15 protein-coding genes and 1 pseudogene are annotated in these 19,028 nt (G+C 36.5%); 8 read left to right on the forward strand and 8 right to left on the reverse strand.

Annotated features, from left to right (window positions below):
• The first annotated feature begins 48 nt into the window (after window positions 1-48).
• From BQ5364_RS14790 to BQ5364_RS14800, 3 genes are all read left to right on the forward strand, one after another.
• Entirely contained in the window at window positions 49-762 is a 714-nt protein-coding gene (locus BQ5364_RS14790; RefSeq protein WP_004611850.1) for an ATP-binding protein, read from the forward strand.
• Between the two features lie 69 nt (window positions 763-831).
• Window positions 832-1,164, forward strand: coding sequence for a cupin domain-containing protein (locus BQ5364_RS14795; protein ID WP_004611849.1), 333 nt, complete (start codon window positions 832-834; stop codon window positions 1,162-1,164).
• A 34-nt stretch (window positions 1,165-1,198) separates the two neighbouring features.
• Window positions 1,199-1,390: a ferredoxin gene (locus BQ5364_RS14800; RefSeq protein ID WP_004611848.1), complete on the forward strand. Its 192-nt coding sequence runs from the start codon at window positions 1,199-1,201 to the stop codon at window positions 1,388-1,390.
• A gap of 143 nt (window positions 1,391-1,533) precedes the next feature.
• Here the strand turns inward: BQ5364_RS14800 and BQ5364_RS14805 are convergent, their stop codons facing one another.
• Window positions 1,534-2,913 (reverse strand): IS4 family transposase, encoded by a 1,380-nt coding sequence (locus tag BQ5364_RS14805; RefSeq protein ID WP_071143765.1) that lies wholly within the window; start codon window positions 2,911-2,913, stop codon window positions 1,534-1,536.
• Window positions 2,914-3,071: 158 nt separating this feature from the next.
• On the opposite strand from BQ5364_RS14805, the gene hcp reads away from it, so the two are divergent.
• The 4 genes and pseudogenes from hcp to BQ5364_RS14825 all read left to right on the forward strand — a co-directional run bounded on the left by hcp (window position 3,072) and on the right by BQ5364_RS14825 (window position 6,470).
• Complete coding sequence (hcp, locus tag BQ5364_RS14810) at window positions 3,072-4,715, forward strand: hydroxylamine reductase (protein WP_004611847.1); 1,644 nt, start codon at window positions 3,072-3,074, stop codon at window positions 4,713-4,715.
• A gap of 389 nt (window positions 4,716-5,104) precedes the next feature.
• A pseudogene (locus BQ5364_RS14815) lies at window positions 5,105-5,485 on the forward strand (tyrosine-type recombinase/integrase); the annotation flags it as partial.
• Window positions 5,486-5,833: 348 nt separating this feature from the next.
• Complete coding sequence (locus tag BQ5364_RS14820) at window positions 5,834-6,217, forward strand: plasmid mobilization protein (RefSeq protein ID WP_071144542.1); 384 nt, start codon at window positions 5,834-5,836, stop codon at window positions 6,215-6,217.
• Entirely contained in the window at window positions 6,204-6,470 is a 267-nt protein-coding gene (locus BQ5364_RS14825; protein ID WP_071144543.1) for a hypothetical protein, read from the forward strand. The genes BQ5364_RS14820 and BQ5364_RS14825 overlap by 14 nt, the downstream gene beginning before the upstream one ends.
• Window positions 6,471-6,513: 43 nt before the next feature.
• Here BQ5364_RS14825 and BQ5364_RS14830 read toward each other — a convergent pair whose 3' ends face one another.
• The 3 genes from BQ5364_RS14830 to BQ5364_RS14840 form a co-directional block, all read right to left on the reverse strand.
• Window positions 6,514-7,338: a hypothetical protein gene (locus BQ5364_RS14830; protein WP_071144544.1), complete on the reverse strand. Its 825-nt coding sequence runs from the start codon at window positions 7,336-7,338 to the stop codon at window positions 6,514-6,516.
• Window positions 7,339-7,545: 207 nt separating this feature from the next.
• Complete coding sequence (locus BQ5364_RS14835; protein ID WP_071144545.1) at window positions 7,546-9,312, reverse strand: UvrD-helicase domain-containing protein; 1,767 nt, start codon at window positions 9,310-9,312, stop codon at window positions 7,546-7,548.
• 15 nt (window positions 9,313-9,327) lie between these two features.
• Entirely contained in the window at window positions 9,328-11,316 is a 1,989-nt protein-coding gene (locus tag BQ5364_RS14840; protein WP_071144546.1) for an ATP-dependent nuclease, read from the reverse strand.
• A gap of 237 nt (window positions 11,317-11,553) precedes the next feature.
• Between BQ5364_RS14840 and BQ5364_RS14845 the strand changes: the two genes are divergently transcribed.
• Entirely contained in the window at window positions 11,554-12,933 is a 1,380-nt protein-coding gene (locus BQ5364_RS14845; protein WP_071143765.1) for an IS4 family transposase, read from the forward strand.
• 133 nt (window positions 12,934-13,066) lie between these two features.
• Here the strand turns inward: BQ5364_RS14845 and BQ5364_RS14850 are convergent, their stop codons facing one another.
• The 4 genes from BQ5364_RS14850 to BQ5364_RS14865 all read right to left on the reverse strand — a co-directional run bounded on the left by BQ5364_RS14850 (window position 13,067) and on the right by BQ5364_RS14865 (window position 18,899).
• The gene (locus BQ5364_RS14850; protein ID WP_159431696.1) at window positions 13,067-16,192 is read right to left on the reverse strand and encodes a type ISP restriction/modification enzyme; all 3,126 of its coding nucleotides are present in this window, start codon (window positions 16,190-16,192) and stop codon (window positions 13,067-13,069) included.
• Window positions 16,193-16,308: 116 nt separating this feature from the next.
• Window positions 16,309-17,364 (reverse strand): DNA cytosine methyltransferase, encoded by a 1,056-nt coding sequence (locus tag BQ5364_RS14855; protein ID WP_071144548.1) that lies wholly within the window; start codon window positions 17,362-17,364, stop codon window positions 16,309-16,311.
• A complete protein-coding gene (locus BQ5364_RS14860; RefSeq protein WP_159431697.1) occupies window positions 17,357-18,673 on the reverse strand; it encodes a DNA cytosine methyltransferase in 1,317 nt (438 codons plus the stop codon). The genes BQ5364_RS14855 and BQ5364_RS14860 overlap by 8 nt, the downstream gene beginning before the upstream one ends.
• Entirely contained in the window at window positions 18,660-18,899 is a 240-nt protein-coding gene (locus tag BQ5364_RS14865; protein WP_071144550.1) for a helix-turn-helix domain-containing protein, read from the reverse strand. The genes BQ5364_RS14860 and BQ5364_RS14865 overlap by 14 nt, the downstream gene beginning before the upstream one ends.
• Window positions 18,900-19,028 lie beyond the last annotated feature (129 nt).

Below are 19,028 nucleotides of genomic sequence, written 5' to 3' on the forward strand. Positions count from 1 at the left end.
ATTATATTATAGTAACATTGAAAATACAAGAGAAAGGATGAATTTATAATGATTCGTAAAATTATCCAGATAGATGAAGAAAAATGTAATGGATGTGGAGCTTGTGCTGATGCCTGTCACGAAGGAGCCATTGGTATCGTAGACGGGAAAGCAAAACTCCTGCGCGACGACTATTGCGATGGTTTAGGAGACTGCCTCCCTACCTGTCCAACCGGAGCGATTTCCTTTGTGGAACGAGAAGCTGCTGCCTACGATGAAAAGGCGGTACAAGAAAATATGAGAAAAAAGAATGAACAGAATTCTTTTTCTGCTAGTGTTCATGAAGGCTGCCCCGGCAGCCGGATGCAACATATCCAACGTTCACCGCAATCTGCTCCTTCTACTCCAATACGGACTGAATCACAGCTGGGGCAGTGGCCCTGCCAAATCAAGTTAGTTCCCGTCAATGCCCCCTATTTTGACGGAGGTAAATTACTGATTGCAGCAGATTGTAGCGCATATGCCTACGCCAGAATGCACGAGGATTTTATGTGCGGAAAAATTACGTTAATTGGCTGTCCCAAGCTAGACAATGTAGACTATAGCGAAAAGTTAACACAGATTATTCAAAGCAACAATATCCAAAGTGTGACAATTGTACGAATGGAAGTTCCCTGCTGTGGCGGACTGGAATTGGCCGCAAAAAAAGCGTTGCAAGCAAGCGGAAAATTTATCCCTTGGCAGGTCATCACCATCTCTGTTGATGGTAAAATTCTGGATTGATCTTACATTTAGATTCAGGAAATACATCCAACAACACAAAATAAAAACACTTGATAGGAGGCGATTATTATGAGTATAAAAATGAAAAATATTTCACAAGCAGAAGTATTAACACTAAAAGAACAGATTTCTTATCAGGATGGGCAAGTTGTCAGTAAAACACTGGCACAAAATCCAGCAGTAAGTATTACCTTGTTCTCATTCGCAAAAGGGGAGGAAATCAGCACTCATGCGTCAGATGGGGATGCTTTTGTTACCTGCTTGGATGGTGTTGGAAAAATCACTATCGACGGTACTGAGTATCTGTTACACGAAGGGGAATCCATCATTATGCCTGCTGGACACCCTCATGCGGTATATGGACAAGAAGCATTTAAAATGCTTTTAATCGTTGTATTTTAATGAAATTCAATTCCCATAATCAGGAGGTGATTTTATGAAATCTGCAAGAGTAGAACAGAATCTCTGTATTGGTTGCGGACTTTGCTGTAGTGTCTGTGACGAAGTTTTCCGCATAAATGAACATGGAAAAGCAGAGGCTTATCAACCGTCAACCAATGAAAATCAAGAGGTCGTACAAGAGGCTATTGATTCGTGTCCTGTGTCTGCAATCGTTTGGAACGATTAATTTAAATGCATTTATCTTTTTCAGATTATACGGCAACCACATAAACGAAAATCAAATAACTTTATTTAATAACTAAGACTTCCCATACCCCAAATGGGACTTGTTCCTTGAAAATTCAATATTTCAGCTAACAAAATAGCGATTTATGCCACAGTAGCCAGTGGATGGAGTGCATTACGCAGATATTCCGGCAGTCTGGACTCAAAATCAGCAGTAAATCTAGCCAACTGTTCGTCACTAAGCTTCAGAAGTTCCTGAAGGCTTGCCATGAAAGCATCCATCAGGATGCTAAGTGAACGGTAGAAAGTGATATCTGCCATTTCATCTACCAGAAAAAAGAACAGTTCCCCTAGGGTTCGTTGATCTTCATTCTGTCTCTGCTCCATTGCAAGTAACATGTATCTGGTAAACACGATTGCTACGTGAGCAGTCAGTGCATCATAAGATAAGCTATGACATTCACCAATCAGATTCAGCATAGACTTGCAGGTCTTGAAAAAGACCTCGATTTTCCAGCGTTTGCCATAGATGCGGATGATTTCTTCTTCGGAGAGCGATGTATCTGTGCATATGAAAGCAAGCCAATCCTTACGATTGGCCTTGTTTCTTACGCAAACGATTTTTGCTGGAATGGGATTCTCTTTCCCTACCATCACATCAACAGAAAGAAGATACCTGGAACGGCCACGACGTTTCTTGTTCCTGGAATATATTTCCTTGATATTAAGCTGGTCCTCACCATAAGTGTACTTGATGCGGCTGCTTTTCTTGATCATGGCAATGACATCCATTCCTCTAGACTTAAGCGCAGTTATCTGTGCAGGATTGGAAAACCAGGAATCAAAAAGCACATATTCTGCAGAAAGCCCCGCAGATACAGCGGTATCAAGGAGTGTAAGCATTGCCTCCGGAGCTTTTGTCTGTGCAAGCTTACGACGCTTTCCGGCAAGAGTTCTCTTATCAAATGCCTTCACAGGGCCGATGATGTTCGACTCTTTGGATGAAGCCAGGAGACAGCTGTTTACAGGAATCAGCGTATTCCCATCGCTCCAGCTTACGGTCAGCATACGGAAGCCTTTCTTGTAGTTCATTCCCGTATGATCAAAGACTTTAGATCCCAGTTCTGTCTTTTTGCAGCTTGTACGATGGAACAGACTGTCGTCGATGATAAACACGTTCTTACGGGAGTCATCAGTAAGGTGCTTTAGATCATTCTTCACGATGTCAGCAGCAAGAAGTGATGTAAAACGGAGCCAGTTGGTTTTCGTAGAATTCAGAAAACGATAGAAGGTGTTCTTGGAAAACGCTTCTTTGAAGGAACCTGTTTTCTGTTGCATATACATACTTCTTCCAGTGAAAATGTTCCCCATCTTATACTTAAGCAGAGAAACAGAGGAAACGCCTTTCTCTTTGGTGCCGTTGCATTGCTTCAACAACCTGCCAACGTGATGCTTGATAAAAAACTTCTGGACACAATCAAGTAATGCTACCTCATTGCTATTGTTCTGTGATATACTGGACATGGCATAAATCCCCTTTTCTATTTTGGTTTTTCGACAATTCTATTATACCAAAGGAACGTATTTATGCCTTTTTAATTGGCTGAAATATTGAATTTTCAAGGTTAATCACACCTTATTGGTGTGGGAAGTTTGAGTTAATAACTTTTAGGAGGTCTATTATGGAACAAAAAATGTTTTGCTATCAATGTCAGGAAACCGCTGGGTGCAAAGGCTGTACCATGTCTGGTGTGTGTGGAAAGAAACCTGATGTAGCAGCCATGCAGGATTTGCTGGTCTATGTCACAAAAGGAATTTCGGCTGTCACAACTGCACTACGTCAGGAAGGCAAACAGGTGTCCGCAGAAATCAATCATCTGATTACTTTAAACTTATTCACTACTATCACCAATGCAAATTTTGACAAAGAGAGCATTGAAGCGAGAATCCGCGCCACACTGACAGAAAAAGAGGTACTGTTGGCGCAAATCACAGATCCTTCTGTCCTGCCAGAAGCAGCAAAATGGAATGGCTCCGGCAACTGGGAAGAAAAGGCCCAAACAGTCGGCGTACTTTCCACAAAAAATGAAGATATCCGTTCTCTGCGAGAACTGATCACCTACGGTCTGAAGGGATTGTCTGCATACTCCAAGCACGCAAATGTGCTGTTGAAGGATGACAGTGAGGTGGACACTTTCCTTCAGCAGGCACTGGCTGCTACACTGGATGATAATCTCAACATGGAGGACTTGATCGCCCTGACAATGGAAACCGGAAAACATGGTGTATCCGGTATGGCTTTGCTGGACAAGGCCAACACGGAAGCCTATGGAAATCCCGAGATCACAAAGGTAAACATTGGCGTTGGAAAAAATCCCGGTATTCTGGTTTCCGGTCACGACTTGCGAGATCTGGAAATGTTGCTGGAGCAGACACAAGGAACTGGTGTGGATGTTTATACCCATTCCGAGATGCTTCCCGCTCATTATTACCCAGCATTCAAAAAGTATCCCAACTTTATCGGTAACTATGGTAATGCGTGGTGGAAACAGAAGGAGGAATTTGAATCTTTCAACGGTCCTATCCTGATGACAACCAACTGTATTGTTCCGCCCAAGGACAGCTACAAGGACAGACTCTACACCACCGGCGCAGCCGGATATCCAGGATGCACCCATATTCCGGGAGAAATCGGGGAGCAGAAGGACTTTTCCGCTATCATTGAACACGCCAAAAAATGCTCTGCACCAACCGAAATTGAAACGGGAGATCTCATCGGCGGATTTGCACATGCACAGGTTTTGGCTCTTGCAGATCAGGTTGTTGAGGCAGTAAAAAGCGGCGCGATCAAAAAGTTTGTAGTTATGGCAGGCTGTGATGGTCGAGCCAAGAACCGGGAATATTATACTGAATTTGCCAAGGCACTGCCGAAGGATACCGTGATCCTGACAGCTGGATGTGCGAAATATAAGTATAACAAATTGCCTTTAGGCGACATCAATGGTATTCCACGTGTTCTAGATGCCGGACAGTGCAACGACTCGTATTCTCTTGCTGTCATTGCATTAAAACTTAAAGAAGTTTTTGGTCTGGACGATATCAACGACCTGCCTATCATTTACAACATCGCATGGTATGAACAGAAAGCTGTTATCGTTCTGTTAGCGCTTTTGTATCTTGGTGTAAAGAACATCCATCTCGGTCCTACTCTCCCGGCATTTCTTAGTCCTAATGTAGCTAAGGTCTTGGTAGAAAACTTTGGCATTTCAGGAATTAGTACTGTAGAAGATGATCTGAAACTTTTTTTTGAAACACTTGCAGAATAATTCTTATTAGTAATATTTTTCATGTTAATTAATCTTATAACAATTTAATACGAAGATCAAAGGTAGTCATTCTTTATGATTGACTACCTTTGACCTTAAACATAAAGATTTAAATAGAACTATCTGAGAAAACAGCAGAAACAACATTTTATTGCCCTAAAAAGAGAACTGGACTGTGAGGAAGCAGGCAAGGTTCAAATATTTTAAGACATATTTTCTACTAGTATTGTTTTTCTGTATCATAAGTTGTATCATATGTTGATATACTCACTGATGATAGAAGGCGGTTTTATTTGTGTATCAAGGGTTTGCAAAATTTATTCGTGGAAAAGTATTTTCCGTTATTTTTTTAATAGTATCATTCTTCCTTATTGGATATATTTCTATAAGAAGTACAGCAAAAGGTTTTAAAGGACTGTGACCTTGTACTAAGCTATAATGGGATTCCCACCAGTAAGCACACCCTCCCACGGGCATTAGAAAAACTTGCCGGATTGGCAGGAGTACACCGTATCAAGATTCATGCACTCAGACATTCCCATGCTTCCCTGCTCATCAGTATGGGAGAAAATCCTTTATTGATTAAAGAACGTCTGGGGCATGAAAAGATACAGACCACGTTGGGAACCTACGGACATTTATATCCCAACACCAACGTGGAAGTTGCCAAAAAATTAACTGGCGTTCTCACTTATACTCCGGCAACAACCAGTGTTGCCGATTACACCAGCAATCAGCATACAGCACTCTATCACAGAGCAGTTGAATAAAAAAATGCAATCAAAATGCAATTCTATAAAGGAAAAGCTGTAAAACCCTTGTAGATAAAGGCTTTACAGCTTAGCTCCAACTATTCGAACTCTTCCCAAAGGAAGTATCATCAAATCAAAAATGCTGATTTTATGTGGCATCCCACCGCATCTATTTCATCAAATGTTACTCTTTTCATATCGTTTTCAAAAACTTTAGTAGCAAATTAGTTGCAATAATTCAATATTGTATCTACAAAATCCATGGCAGATATAATCTACTTTTACTACTAAAAACGAATAATCCAATGTGGCTTGCGGGTTCTTAACCGTGCCTGCTGCCGCACACACTATGAAAGGAGCTTTTCTATGAGCAATCAACACAAACATCCAACTATAAGTTTTAGAATCAGTGATGCTGAACGCAAGCAAATCGAAGCCCGTATCCTTGCCAGCGGTATGATGAAGAAAGATTACTTTGTCCGTTCCTGCATCTATAACCGCATCTGCGTTGTCGGCAAGAAAGAAACCATATATCCTCTTGTACAGACTGTTAATGCACTATATCTACAATTACTTGAAATGCAGAAAGCATTTACTGAATGCTGTGAACATCAAACTTTAAACAATCTTCCCACAAGTGATGAAATCAAGGAACTGCAAACCGACTATAACAATATGCTTACAGCCATCATTAATCTGCTTGATGGTTCTAAGTATCTGTGGGAAGGAGAACATCATGAAACAAAATAACCCTTGTTACCTGTTTGGCAGGTATGAACCTGATACAGATTCCGTTATTGTTAATGCCATCAATGATACATATACTGGCACACCTCTTTCTATCAGTTGTAAAAAATATAATTCATCTGTCTTGCTTGATACGCCTGATGATATTGTGTATCTGTACCGACTGGCACATGAGAATCCTCTGCTATATGCTGAATTAGCTTGTAAACCTAATGGATTACAGGAATATGTGAACGCTATGAATGAATTCAATTAACACCTAAAACAGTCCTTTCACACAACTTTGTTAGGACTGTTTTTTACTCGCAAATTACTTTCTCATATTTATGATATGTAATTGAAACCCCTGTCATATCTTCTAAACTATATGTACCCTTTTTTAAAATAATTGTTTCGTCTTGTATTTCACAACTCATAACCACAAATTTACCGTCATAATTTGATACTATAGCTCTATTCTGTTCAATAACCTCATACTCTTTCTTATCAGCAATTTCATAGTTAATTTTTATTGTAATCCCTATAGCTACATTTAAAACATATAGTATCAACGCTATTGCTAATATTATCTTTCCGCACACACTGTATTTCTTATTTTTCCAGAAGAAATTCCTTATGATTATAAAATAAGCTATCACTATGTCGACAATTAAAAACACGCCAATTGTTGCATAATTATCTATAAATCGTCTCAACCATGCCCAAGGAATAATTTCTATTAGGTTAATCGTATAAGAAAGATTTTGAAAGAACATAATATATACCGTTATAATAAATGTAAATATCACATATAATTTGCTATTCATTTTTTTATTTATGTATGAAAATATAAATGGGTAAACAAACAATGCCAATGCACAAAAAATAAAAATCAATTTATTCTCGAACATTTCTGTTCCATCAAAGTATTTTCCATCTATTCCATAAAAATTCGAACACGAAACAGAAAAGTTTTTTGAAATTACCAAATTTATCATTTCTACTAAAGTTATACTTGTAGCCAAACCTGTACTCAAAATATTCCATATATTATCTTTCAAAAATTGTTTAGTCTTATTATCTTTTATACTTTTAATAACATTTCCTTGACTGTCAACTATGTCCCTGTTTTCTTTATCCTGCATATCTGCTCTTCCTTATACTTGCTTCATCACCCATAATAATACCCAAGAATATATGAATGTTATAAACAAATTTAACTAATTTCTTGAAATATCATCCCTGTTTCAATTCTATATCATAATAAATAATTTAACTTGAGACAAGGATGTTCATTTCAATATTCTAATACTGTAAATTCACAAATCTTTACTTTCTAACACAATGTTCTTTTACTTTTCATTCGATTTCTGTGATATTTTCTTATTCATTATCCATTGGCTATAAGTATAATAATTTTCTTTTCCAACAAGTTCCATTAAAAATTCTTTAAAAGTCTGATCTATAGGAATCGTCACAAAGAAAAATAACCGCTTTCTTGGTCTTGAACAACAAACATAAAACAAATTACGATTTCGTTCAAAAGAAATCTGCTTCCCACTCGGAATGGAAGCCTTTCCAGTTATCATAGGTGCATATGTTTCAAACTGGTAGATATTCCAACCCCTACTAATGACAAAAATAACATTGTCATATTCTTCCCCTTTGACTCCATGTTCTGTGGAAAATAACGCTTCAGGATATAAAAATTCTATTGCCGAAATGAATTGCGTATAATCCAACTCCAAAAATGCTTGAATTGACGCATTAGATGAATATATTGTTCCCGGTGCATTACGATACAAATGATACCATCCATCCAATTTAGGTGGAAAAGGAATTAATTTTGTTTCATTTATAACCTCAATAACATCAATTGCTCTTTTCTCTCTTGCTTCTCGTAATTTCTCTTGAAAAATTTTCCACTTCTCTTTCTCCGATTTTTTAGTAATTGCATATCTCTTAATTCCTAAGGTATCAAAAATCAACTGCATATTTAATGTTTCTAATGCATGGTAGATTGGTTCAACGGTGTCCATAAAAAACAAAAGAAAGGGATCTTCCTTGTCACGTAAACCATCGTTAATGATACTTAAAAGTCGTTCATATCCCTGTTGTGCAGCCAATACTTTATGTGTAATCATTAAAATTTTTAATGTATCAGAATCCGCTGTATTTTGTTTTATTTCTTCGAAGATTTTATTTAAACGTATTTTTAACTCTTCTGGTGGCAATTCGCCTTGAAAATTACGATCAGTACGACGTTCTCCGTCATAATCCTCACATGTAATTACAACTACTTCACCCTGAAAGTTATCTATCGCAGATGTTTGTGGCAAATCTGGTCGTATATCATTCAAAAGTTGAACAATTCTTGGAGAAGATCTAAAATTTGCACCTTTTTTTATCACTTCTAAATTTTTATGTTCTATAATCCCACAAGCTTTATTTGATTGATAAATAGTTTGCCACGCATCTCCGAAAAAAGCAAATTGTGGAGATTTCTTTTCAGCAATAAAATATTTAATAAAGCGTTCGATAATCGGTTTATATGAGTCTTGATATTCATCAATCAGAATCAAAGGATATTTATCAGAAAATACACGTCGAAATTTTGCATTATCCAATAGTTTACAAAACAGCTTAAGAACATCATCATGATAAAGGTACTGAACTCCATTTTCCTTATATCGATGTCCTAAAGTATATGTAACTTCATTAACCTTAAAAAAGTCACCTTCATCTGGTAAAAAATCAGGGTCTGTTGTTACAACATCCACAAGATAGCTTTGATATTGTTTGATTGCATTCCAAGCAAACGAATGAATTGTAGATGGAATAATAAATGAATCTTTTGATAATCTTTCTGTGATTACCTCTACAGCAGCGTTCGTATATGTAATACAAACTACATTTTGCTTTTTTCGACTATATTTAGACCACATATTTTCTTGTATCCATTCAATGACTCTATTAAGCGAATAAGTCTTTCCTGACCCCGCACCTGCTTCAACACGAAAACTATGTCCATCCCGTAATGCTTCAATAATTTTCTCATCTACTTTATCAGCTTCAGCTTTTGCTAATTCGTAATTTGCACCATGATAATTTTCACACATAATCCATCATCCTTTTTATTCAAGTACCTTTTGGTTATTAAGCCATATTAATCCAGATCTAATGTATGTCGGAATGTTATAATCAGTACACTCATAAATAAGTTTAAGTGCAAAATCTGTTTTACATTTTCCAGAAAACTCCAGATCTTCTTCGGTCGGGCTATCACTTAATCCATAATGTGAACGATTGACATTCCGAATAGCTTCTTCTAAAGAATGTCCACATAATTCATTCTCTTTTGTTTGAAATTCAATATGACATTTTCCTCTGGTTTTATCGTCAGAAGACATTGATATTATATCTGCCAAATCAATTTTGGTTTTATCATCGTTCGACAACCCTTTATTCTTTCGAACCCACCATTTTAAAGTTTCATTAGATGTTGTTTCGCCACACGAAACCGGAACAGATTTATAATATATTTGTCCATTTTTACCTTCTTGCCCCAATACAGAATCTACATCCGTAAGTATAAGACACGGAATACCTAAAAACTCAATAAATGGAATAAACTTATAAGCATACGCACCACCTATTTCAATTAAAGTATAATATTGAGCTGGTAATTTATATTTCTGTGAACTAAAATCTCCTGACTTATCGCACTTATCTATCATATCAGGTATTAATAACCGTTCTGATGCTCCTTCAACCAAAATTGCCTTATCCGCAAAAAACAAATCACATTTGGTTAATGTAAGATATTTTCTAATAAAATCACTATTATCTGGATTTTCCTGTGCAAATGAATTTAAATTTCTATAAATAACTCCTTCTTTTGTTTTTTGTGCATATCGAACTTTTGAGAAAGCCATAGTATTAGCAACTTGAGCAGAATGTGAAGTTAAAAGAGTCTGAATTCCTACAGAAGTAATTTTCCCAAGAAACGCTTCTAAATATTCCGCAAAAGCATGCTGCATCTGTGGATGCATATGAGATTCTGGTTCCTCAATAAAAAGTAATGGTATACAAGCATTTCCGCACTTTTCTATCTTCTTCGCAAATGCCGCAAGAAGAAACTCCATTTTAATTAGATTTTTATAGCCCAATCCATTATATGTACCTGGAAGACATTCATTACTTGCACCTGCTGTGTATGAAAGCTGAGTTTGATTTTTTATCTGATCATCAATACTTAATTGAGTAGTAACTCCTAGTTGAAGTTCTTCTCCGTTTGGATACCCAAACCCAACCGAATCATTTACAAGTGAACTTAAAATGCTATCACTTTGTTTCTGAACATTTTTATTTGCTTTCTCAACAATAGCACGCAACTCCTTGACTTTTTCTGCAACACTTGGATCCAGTTCTTCTTCATTCATTTCGAAAAATTCTGAAATAAGCGAAGAAAGAGAACTATTCTGTGTTCCATCCTCTCCAAGGAGACGTTCTGCCGGAATAATATGAAATGGGAAAAGTTCTTCCAATTCTTTATGTTTCTTTATTTGTGTTTCCTTTGGATTTTTAGGATTCACTGCATAAATTACTAATTCAAAAAGTTTTGAAAAATTAGTACTGATAACATCCCGAGCCTCATCTGATGGTACAAAAACACCATTTGGGTAATAGCTTTCTTCCAATGTTCTCCATAACACTTTTTCATCTGGCTTTAACCGAAATTCCACACGAATTAATGCAGTGGTAGTATCTACATCCACATCTATAATAAAAGGCGACAGTGCCCCTAAATTATCCTCTAAATCTTCTAAAGAATAATCTACAAGGAACTCTATAGATATTGGTTCTAATTGCTCACATAACGATTCAAAAGAAATTTCTTTTGACATAAATGAAGCTATTATTTCATACAATGTTTTTCTTTTAACCAATGGATAGTCATCAAAGGAAAACGGATGTCCATTCAACACATTTTCTATACATGCCAAACATGATGTCTTAGCTGTATTATTTCGACCAACAATTAACGTAGTCTTAGCATCAACTTCTAATTCAGCATCTATAAGCAATCTGTAGTTTTTAATTTTTATTTTCGATATATACATATTTGCATCCTTTCCACTGATACACGCAGAATTAATCTGTGTACTATCTTCATCTCAAAATACTTTTTAAATCAGAAATATCCAGCCTTGTATTTTTAATTAACTCAAACTTCCCACACCAATAAGGTGTGATTAACCTTGAAAATTCAATATTTCAGCCAATTAAAAAGGCATAAATACGTTCCTTTGGTATAATAGAATTGTCGAAAAACCAAAATAGAAAAGGGGATTTATGCCATGTCCAGTATATCACAGAACAATAGCAATGAGGTAGCATTACTTGATTGTGTCCAGAAGTTTTTTATCAAGCATCACGTTGGCAGGTTGTTGAAGCAATGCAACGGCACCAAAGAGAAAGGCGTTTCCTCTGTTTCTCTGCTTAAGTATAAGATGGGGAACATTTTCACTGGAAGAAGTATGTATATGCAACAGAAAACAGGTTCCTTCAAAGAAGCGTTTTCCAAGAACACCTTCTATCGTTTTCTGAATTCTACGAAAACCAACTGGCTCCGTTTTACATCACTTCTTGCTGCTGACATCGTGAAGAATGATCTAAAGCACCTTACTGATGACTCCCGTAAGAACGTGTTTATCATCGACGACAGTCTGTTCCATCGTACAAGCTGCAAAAAGACAGAACTGGGATCTAAAGTCTTTGATCATACGGGAATGAACTACAAGAAAGGCTTCCGTATGCTGACCGTAAGCTGGAGCGATGGGAATACGCTGATTCCTGTAAACAGCTGTCTCCTGGCTTCATCCAAAGAGTCGAACATCATCGGCCCTGTGAAGGCATTTGATAAGAGAACTCTTGCCGGAAAGCGTCGTAAGCTTGCACAGACAAAAGCTCCGGAGGCAATGCTTACACTCCTTGATACCGCTGTATCTGCGGGGCTTTCTGCAGAATATGTGCTTTTTGATTCCTGGTTTTCCAATCCTGCACAGATAACTGCGCTTAAGTCTAGAGGAATGGATGTCATTGCCATGATCAAGAAAAGCAGCCGCATCAAGTACACTTATGGTGAGGACCAGCTTAATATCAAGGAAATATATTCCAGGAACAAGAAACGTCGTGGCCGTTCCAGGTATCTTCTTTCTGTTGATGTGATGGTAGGGAAAGAGAATCCCATTCCAGCAAAAATCGTTTGCGTAAGAAACAAGGCCAATCGTAAGGATTGGCTTGCTTTCATATGCACAGATACATCGCTCTCCGAAGAAGAAATCATCCGCATCTATGGCAAACGCTGGAAAATCGAGGTCTTTTTCAAGACCTGCAAGTCTATGCTGAATCTGATTGGTGAATGTCATAGCTTATCTTATGATGCACTGACTGCTCACGTAGCAATCGTGTTTACCAGATACATGTTACTTGCAATGGAGCAGAGACAGAATGAAGATCAACGAACCCTAGGGGAACTGTTCTTTTTTCTGGTAGATGAAATGGCAGATATCACTTTCTACCGTTCACTTAGCATCCTGATGGATGCTTTCATGGCAAGCCTTCAGGAACTTCTGAAGCTTAGTGACGAACAGTTGGCTAGATTTACTGCTGATTTTGAGTCCAGACTGCCGGAATATCTGCGTAATGCACTCCATCCACTGGCTACTGTGGCATAAATCGCTATTTTGTTAGCTGAAATATTGAATTTTCAAGGAACAAGTCCCATTTGGGGTATGGGAAGTCTTAGTAATTAATATGTGGAAGGTCACAAAAGAACATATTTCCATTGTGACTTTCCAATATTACAGCTCAATTTTGATATTCAATCAACTTCACTTCTCCAGCCAGAACCGGAGCAATTTCCTCATCCAATTTTTTGACCATTTTCTCATGAGTTGCAATTGTATTAAGAAAATTTAAAAGTTTCTTCATATCATCCCGATTAAACTCACAATGTGTAAAATCATAAGAATTAAATTTTAACCATACTGACTTTATAACATCATATCCTGATATATTTAACCTCTGCAATGATAAAGGACATTTAATTCTTATTGTTTCTTTCCCATCCGTGAGCAATAATTGTTCATTTTCGGCATCAAATGGATGTGCAATATTCTTTAATTCAAATCCTACCGGCACTTCTTCCATAATTTGGTCATAATCATAGTTCAAAATATTCTCCGGAACATAGTTTACTTTTTCTAGTTCGGCAATTTTTTCTCCAATTCGAGCAATTTTAAGGAAAATATCCTTATCAGCTACAACAGGTACTCTTGCTCGCTTATCTGACTGATTTACAGTGAAAAGTGCCCCTTCAAATTCATCAAGATAAACTTGCGAACATAATACTGCGTAGATATAAAGCACCAGATTTCTGCCACTTTCATGCTCATTCTTTCCAAGCATCATCATAACCCTCTGAAGAATATCAGCAGATATATTGGATAACATTTTTCCACTTTTTTTATCTGGATATTGATTCACATAAACATGAGAATTGCCACGCGTACACATATCATTATCTGGATAATACCAACAAAATGAAACAAACTGTGACAATGTAGGATTCAAATCTTTCGGAGCATGTGCCATAGCAAATCCAATTGTATCTTTATGACTATATGCACTAATTATTTCCGGCCTAAGACGTGTTCCTCCACCTCCGATATGGCTATACTTAACCAATAATTCTTTCCATAACAATACATTAGATGTAAAAAATGGTCGAAATGAATATGGCTTTATATTATCAGCAAGGGTCTGGTCCATCACACTTCTATTCTCGCACTCATTCAATGCATTTTCAAATGCTATTATTTTTTCAATTTTAGGTGGTTTATCCTGCTTTGTAAACCATGCACTTGCCTCTGTTGCTCCATTTATAGCGATATCACGACTCCGTCTTTTTAGCATAGGAGCCTTAACATGCGTAAACATTGCGGTCGGTGCAAGCTTTATTCCAGAACAGTGATTAATAAAAATTGCTGCTTGTTTTTTTTCTCCACTAACAGGCCAAAATTTTTTATACATTTCCGTATTAAATGGCTTTGTTGGAGAAAATGCGAATGTATCATTAGCAATATCATATGTGTCAAATCTCGATACAATTTTCTCAATACTCTCATTTAATAATTGTTCTTTATTTATTCGCATGCAATGCGAATAATCACAATAATGAAGCTTTGTTACTGATGTGTCATCTCCATATTTTCTCGTCAAAACAATAACTGCACGTCCTTGAAGTGTGTGAAATAAACTATCACTTCTAGCTCCTGTTCTTGCATCTGCGTCTACAGATACAATCCATGCTTCAGAAAATTTTTCACACAAATATTTTCTAGCATATTTATATGATTCTGCTTCCAAAAAAGACAATGGCACCACTAATGAAAGTACCGAATGATTCGGAGAATCTAACAGTTTTTTACAACTCCATCTTAAAAATTGCATAAATGGATTATTAATCTGTTTCTGAATATTTTGTCTACCTCTTCTCAATTCTCTGGGTGGTCTAAAGTCCTCCATAAGATGATTTATAATAGAAAAGTCTTTATCTGTATTATCTCTTATCGTATCCGAACATGGTGGATTTCCTATAACTAATTTCAATGGCATATTAGAGATACGACTTGCTTCCATTAATTCTCTACCTTCAATAGAATCTTTATTTGCGTCTCCGTTAAATACACTATTACTCAATGTATTTGCCAGTAAAATATGCACGCTGTTTCTTTTCGTTCCATCTTGCTTTTTCAAAACAGCCATTCTATAATTTGCCAACATGTATGGTGCTGGAAGAATTTCTATTCCGCAAAGCGTATACGCACCATTTCCTGGGTCATGGTTAATCACTTCTTCCATAAATGATCCTGTTCCACAACAAGGATCTATAATGTTATTTCCATCATCATAAATACTTTTTCCAGGAAAATTCTTTGATACAACATAATTTGTCAATTTAACCACAAAATCTGCAAGTGCTTTAGGTGTATAATAAGCACCAAAATCAAATCTTGATTTTGCATCGTATTTTGACATGAACAGCTCAAACAATTGATGATAGTCTGGATTAACTAATTGCTGATCTGTCATTTTTATAAAAGACAAAAACTTAATACATTCATCTATCCGTTGATTAATAAAAAAATTTTTATCTGAATGATCTCTTAAATAGAGCATAAGATTTCTAAATGGTGTTAATGCCTCACCCTCTGATAAATCTTCTCTAATATAGGCTATAATTTTTCTTTCTTTTTCAGCTGGAGTATCTTCTGGTAAACACAAAACTCTATGAGCATATAAAAGACAGAACATAATAACTTGTGCTGTAAAATCAGCAAATACGTCCGCTGTTCTCAACTTCGAGTCATTATGGTTATAAACCAATTTTCGCATTTGTTGAAGCAAGATAATAACTTCTCTTTCATTATCGTTCATTGCTTCCTCAACCGGAATATTCGCCAATTCTAAAATATCATCTGCCAACATTCTTGTTCTTACAGCAACTAGTTCTACCAATTTTGCTTCGTTCATCTGCTGTGCTGATGGATTTTTGAAGAATTCTCTCATATAAACTTCAAAACGTGGATTAAGCGTTTGAGCTGACCAATCTTTCGTATGCATTTTATCTTTTTCTATAATAGATATAACAGTTGGTTCACTGTTCTTACTCATACAAAATACAAATTCTAACCCATCAGTAATAATAAGCTTATGCCCAAGTGTAAGATATTTTTCTATTTGTGCAGCATAAGGTTTTGTATCAAATTCTTCCTCTGAAAGTCCTTTTCCCTCAATGTATCCATATATTCCCATAGTTTGTTTATTATGGATTCGCCAATCGGGACGACCAACCCTTCCCTGTGTTGTAGGTTCAAGAATAACATCTATCTCCTCATTTGGATTGAATTCTCTAGCTAGCGCTTTTTCCATTGCATCCAGTGGCATTCTATAAGATAACTCTGCAGTGTACTGGCCGCTATTCATAGCATTTTTATATTGATTCTGAAGTGCTTTCAAATACACCTTCATAATAGCATTGTATGACATTAGTTTTTACAACTCCTTTTATAACAATCAATAATACTAGTTCCAATCTGTTTAGCAAGCAATGGCGGTACTGCATTACCTATTTGTCTTGCTATATCCACTTTACTTCCAGTAAAGAGAAAGTCTTTTGGAAAAGTTTGTAGCATTGCCCCCTCCCTAAGAGAAATACTTCTGTCCTGTTCTGGATGACCAAACTTTCCTCTTGTAAAGCTATCAAATCTTGCTGTAATAGTTGGCGAGACTTCATCCCACGCCATTCTTCCATAGACATTTCTGTATCCAATCACAGAACTATCTATTTTATGGCAATCAGCCAAAAGTTCTTTTGGGAGATACTCTCGTCCTTGTCCCGGCTTTAAAGCTCTAATCCGTTTAAGATTAATTTCAGATAATCTATCACGCCTGTGAAGTGAAATTCCCGGATAATCACTTCCATCTTTAGGCGGCTCTGGCAAACTTCCAATAATATCTCTAACAGTATAATGTTTTTCCATTTCTTTTGGATATTCGTAATATACTCCCATATCACTTCGTTCACCAATAATAATATATCTTTTTCTTCTTTGTGCAACTCCATAATTCTGGGCATCCAAAAGCTTAATATGAACTGTATATCCAATATTTTTTAGTTTATCAAGAAGTTCCTCCAGAATTGTTTTCCCTCTTTTCCCCGCAATTCCTGAAACATTTTCCATAACAAAATATCGAGGATATAATTCATCTACCAATTGTGCATACTTAAAAACAAGCTTATTTCTCGGATCCTCATCTGCACCTCGTCTCTGCACAGAAAATCCTTGGCATGGTGGTCCTCCTGCAAGAAGAAATAATTCTCCTCGTTGCATTTTACAAATATTCAAAGCTCTTCCATCCAATATGTCATTTATATCTGCAGTAAACGCTGGATGCCTAAAATATTTTTTATTTGCTTCTATTGTTTTAATGCACCGATTATCAATATCAAAGCTCAAACGAATATCAAATCCCGCTTGCTGTAAGCCAAGCCCTAAGCCACCAGCTCCACAAAAGCTATCTATACATGTATATTTAACCATATAGTTCCTCTTTTCGTTTTATTTTTATTCCTGCAATAACACTTGAGTAAGAACTGCTGACAGGTTTCTCTATTGATTGTGGACCTTCTTTCAATTGTTGCTTTGTTGGCTCTACTGACAATATTTCTATTAACATGTCTATCGCTATCCCGGCTGAAAAAAGAGGCGGAACTGCTTCTCCTATCTGGCGATACACATCATCCGATTTTCCTAAAAATTCAAATCCAATCGGAAAACTCTGAAGCAATGCCGCTTCCCTAGCAGTAAGTCCTCTATCCTGTTCTGGATGTGTATATCTTCCACTTGCAGGATTACGAGCATAATGTGTTATAGTAATTGATGGTCGATCCCAATACAATCTCCCATAAGTATCCGAAAATCCCTTTGTGCGATCAAGGCACGCTGGACCAACACCTGCTGGTCTGTTTCCTCCATCATGAGGTACCTGCTTTAAAACAGCAATGGTACTTTTTTTATGTGCTACACTTTTATGCATAGGATCCGATGGATCTGCAACTCCCGCAGCAACAGGTTTTAATGCTCCTATTGCCTCTCTAACAGTTTTATAATTTTTAGGTTCCAAATATCCTTCTGGTAATATAAATTCTTTTTTCATTCCTATTACAACAGAGCGGAATCTTTCTTGTGGAACCCCAAAAGATGCAGCATTGTATATATTTTCTTTAACAATGTATCCTTCCTGTTCATATCTATTTTTAGCAGTATAAAAGTATTTCCAATATCTATTCGATAAGAACTCTGGTACATTTTCCATTACGAAAGCTATTGGCTGAATAAATCCTACGATATCTGCAAACACATTCACAAGATTGTTTCTATGATCGTCTTCTTCTTTCCAATACTTTTTTCTATGAGATGTAAATCCTTGACATGGTGCACAACCAATTAAAATTGTTGGCTTCCTTTTATCATATCCTATGGTATTAAGTACTTTGATTAATTCTTCCTTATCTTCTGCCAATTCAATAATATCTCTATTTATAACTGGTGTATCAAAATTATGTGCATAACTTTCTGCCGAAAACTTATTTATGTCGCAGCCACCCAAAAAATCAAATATGGGTATAATATCATTAACCGCAGAAAATCCAAGTGAAGTTCCTCCTGCGCCACTAAAAAAATCTATAATCTGTATTTTGTTTCCCGAATACATTTCTTTTTTTAGAGGTTTAAATTTCTTTTGTCCTTGCTGTGCCATAAGTAAAAGATCTGTCTTATATGCTCTGAGATCTTCTGTCTCCCATATTCCGTTCGTCACATACTTTTTCAGAAAATCAATGTTCATCATGATGTCCTCCATTCGTATTGTCTTCATCCGCTACAATCTCCATCATATCTCCAACATCGCAGTTAAGTGCACAACATACTTTATCAATTACATCCGTTGTTACTCTTTCATTTTTTCCTAATTTAGCTAATGCATTTGTACTAATCCCAGAAGATAAGCGAAGGTCTTTTTTTTTCATATCTTTATCTATAAGAAGTTTCCAAAGTTTTCTATAGCTAATAGCCATCAATTAACCCTCCATTTCTAAAGTCAATTCTTGCCTTAGTATAACTTATAATAGTATATCTCAATTTTATTGTTTGGTCAATTTAAAATTGCAATCCTCAATTAATTTATCCATTTGGCAATCGTCAAG

It is taken from the genome of Coprococcus phoceensis (genome assembly GCF_900104635.1).
Classification (GTDB): domain Bacteria; phylum Bacillota; class Clostridia; order Lachnospirales; family Lachnospiraceae; genus Faecalimonas; species Faecalimonas phoceensis.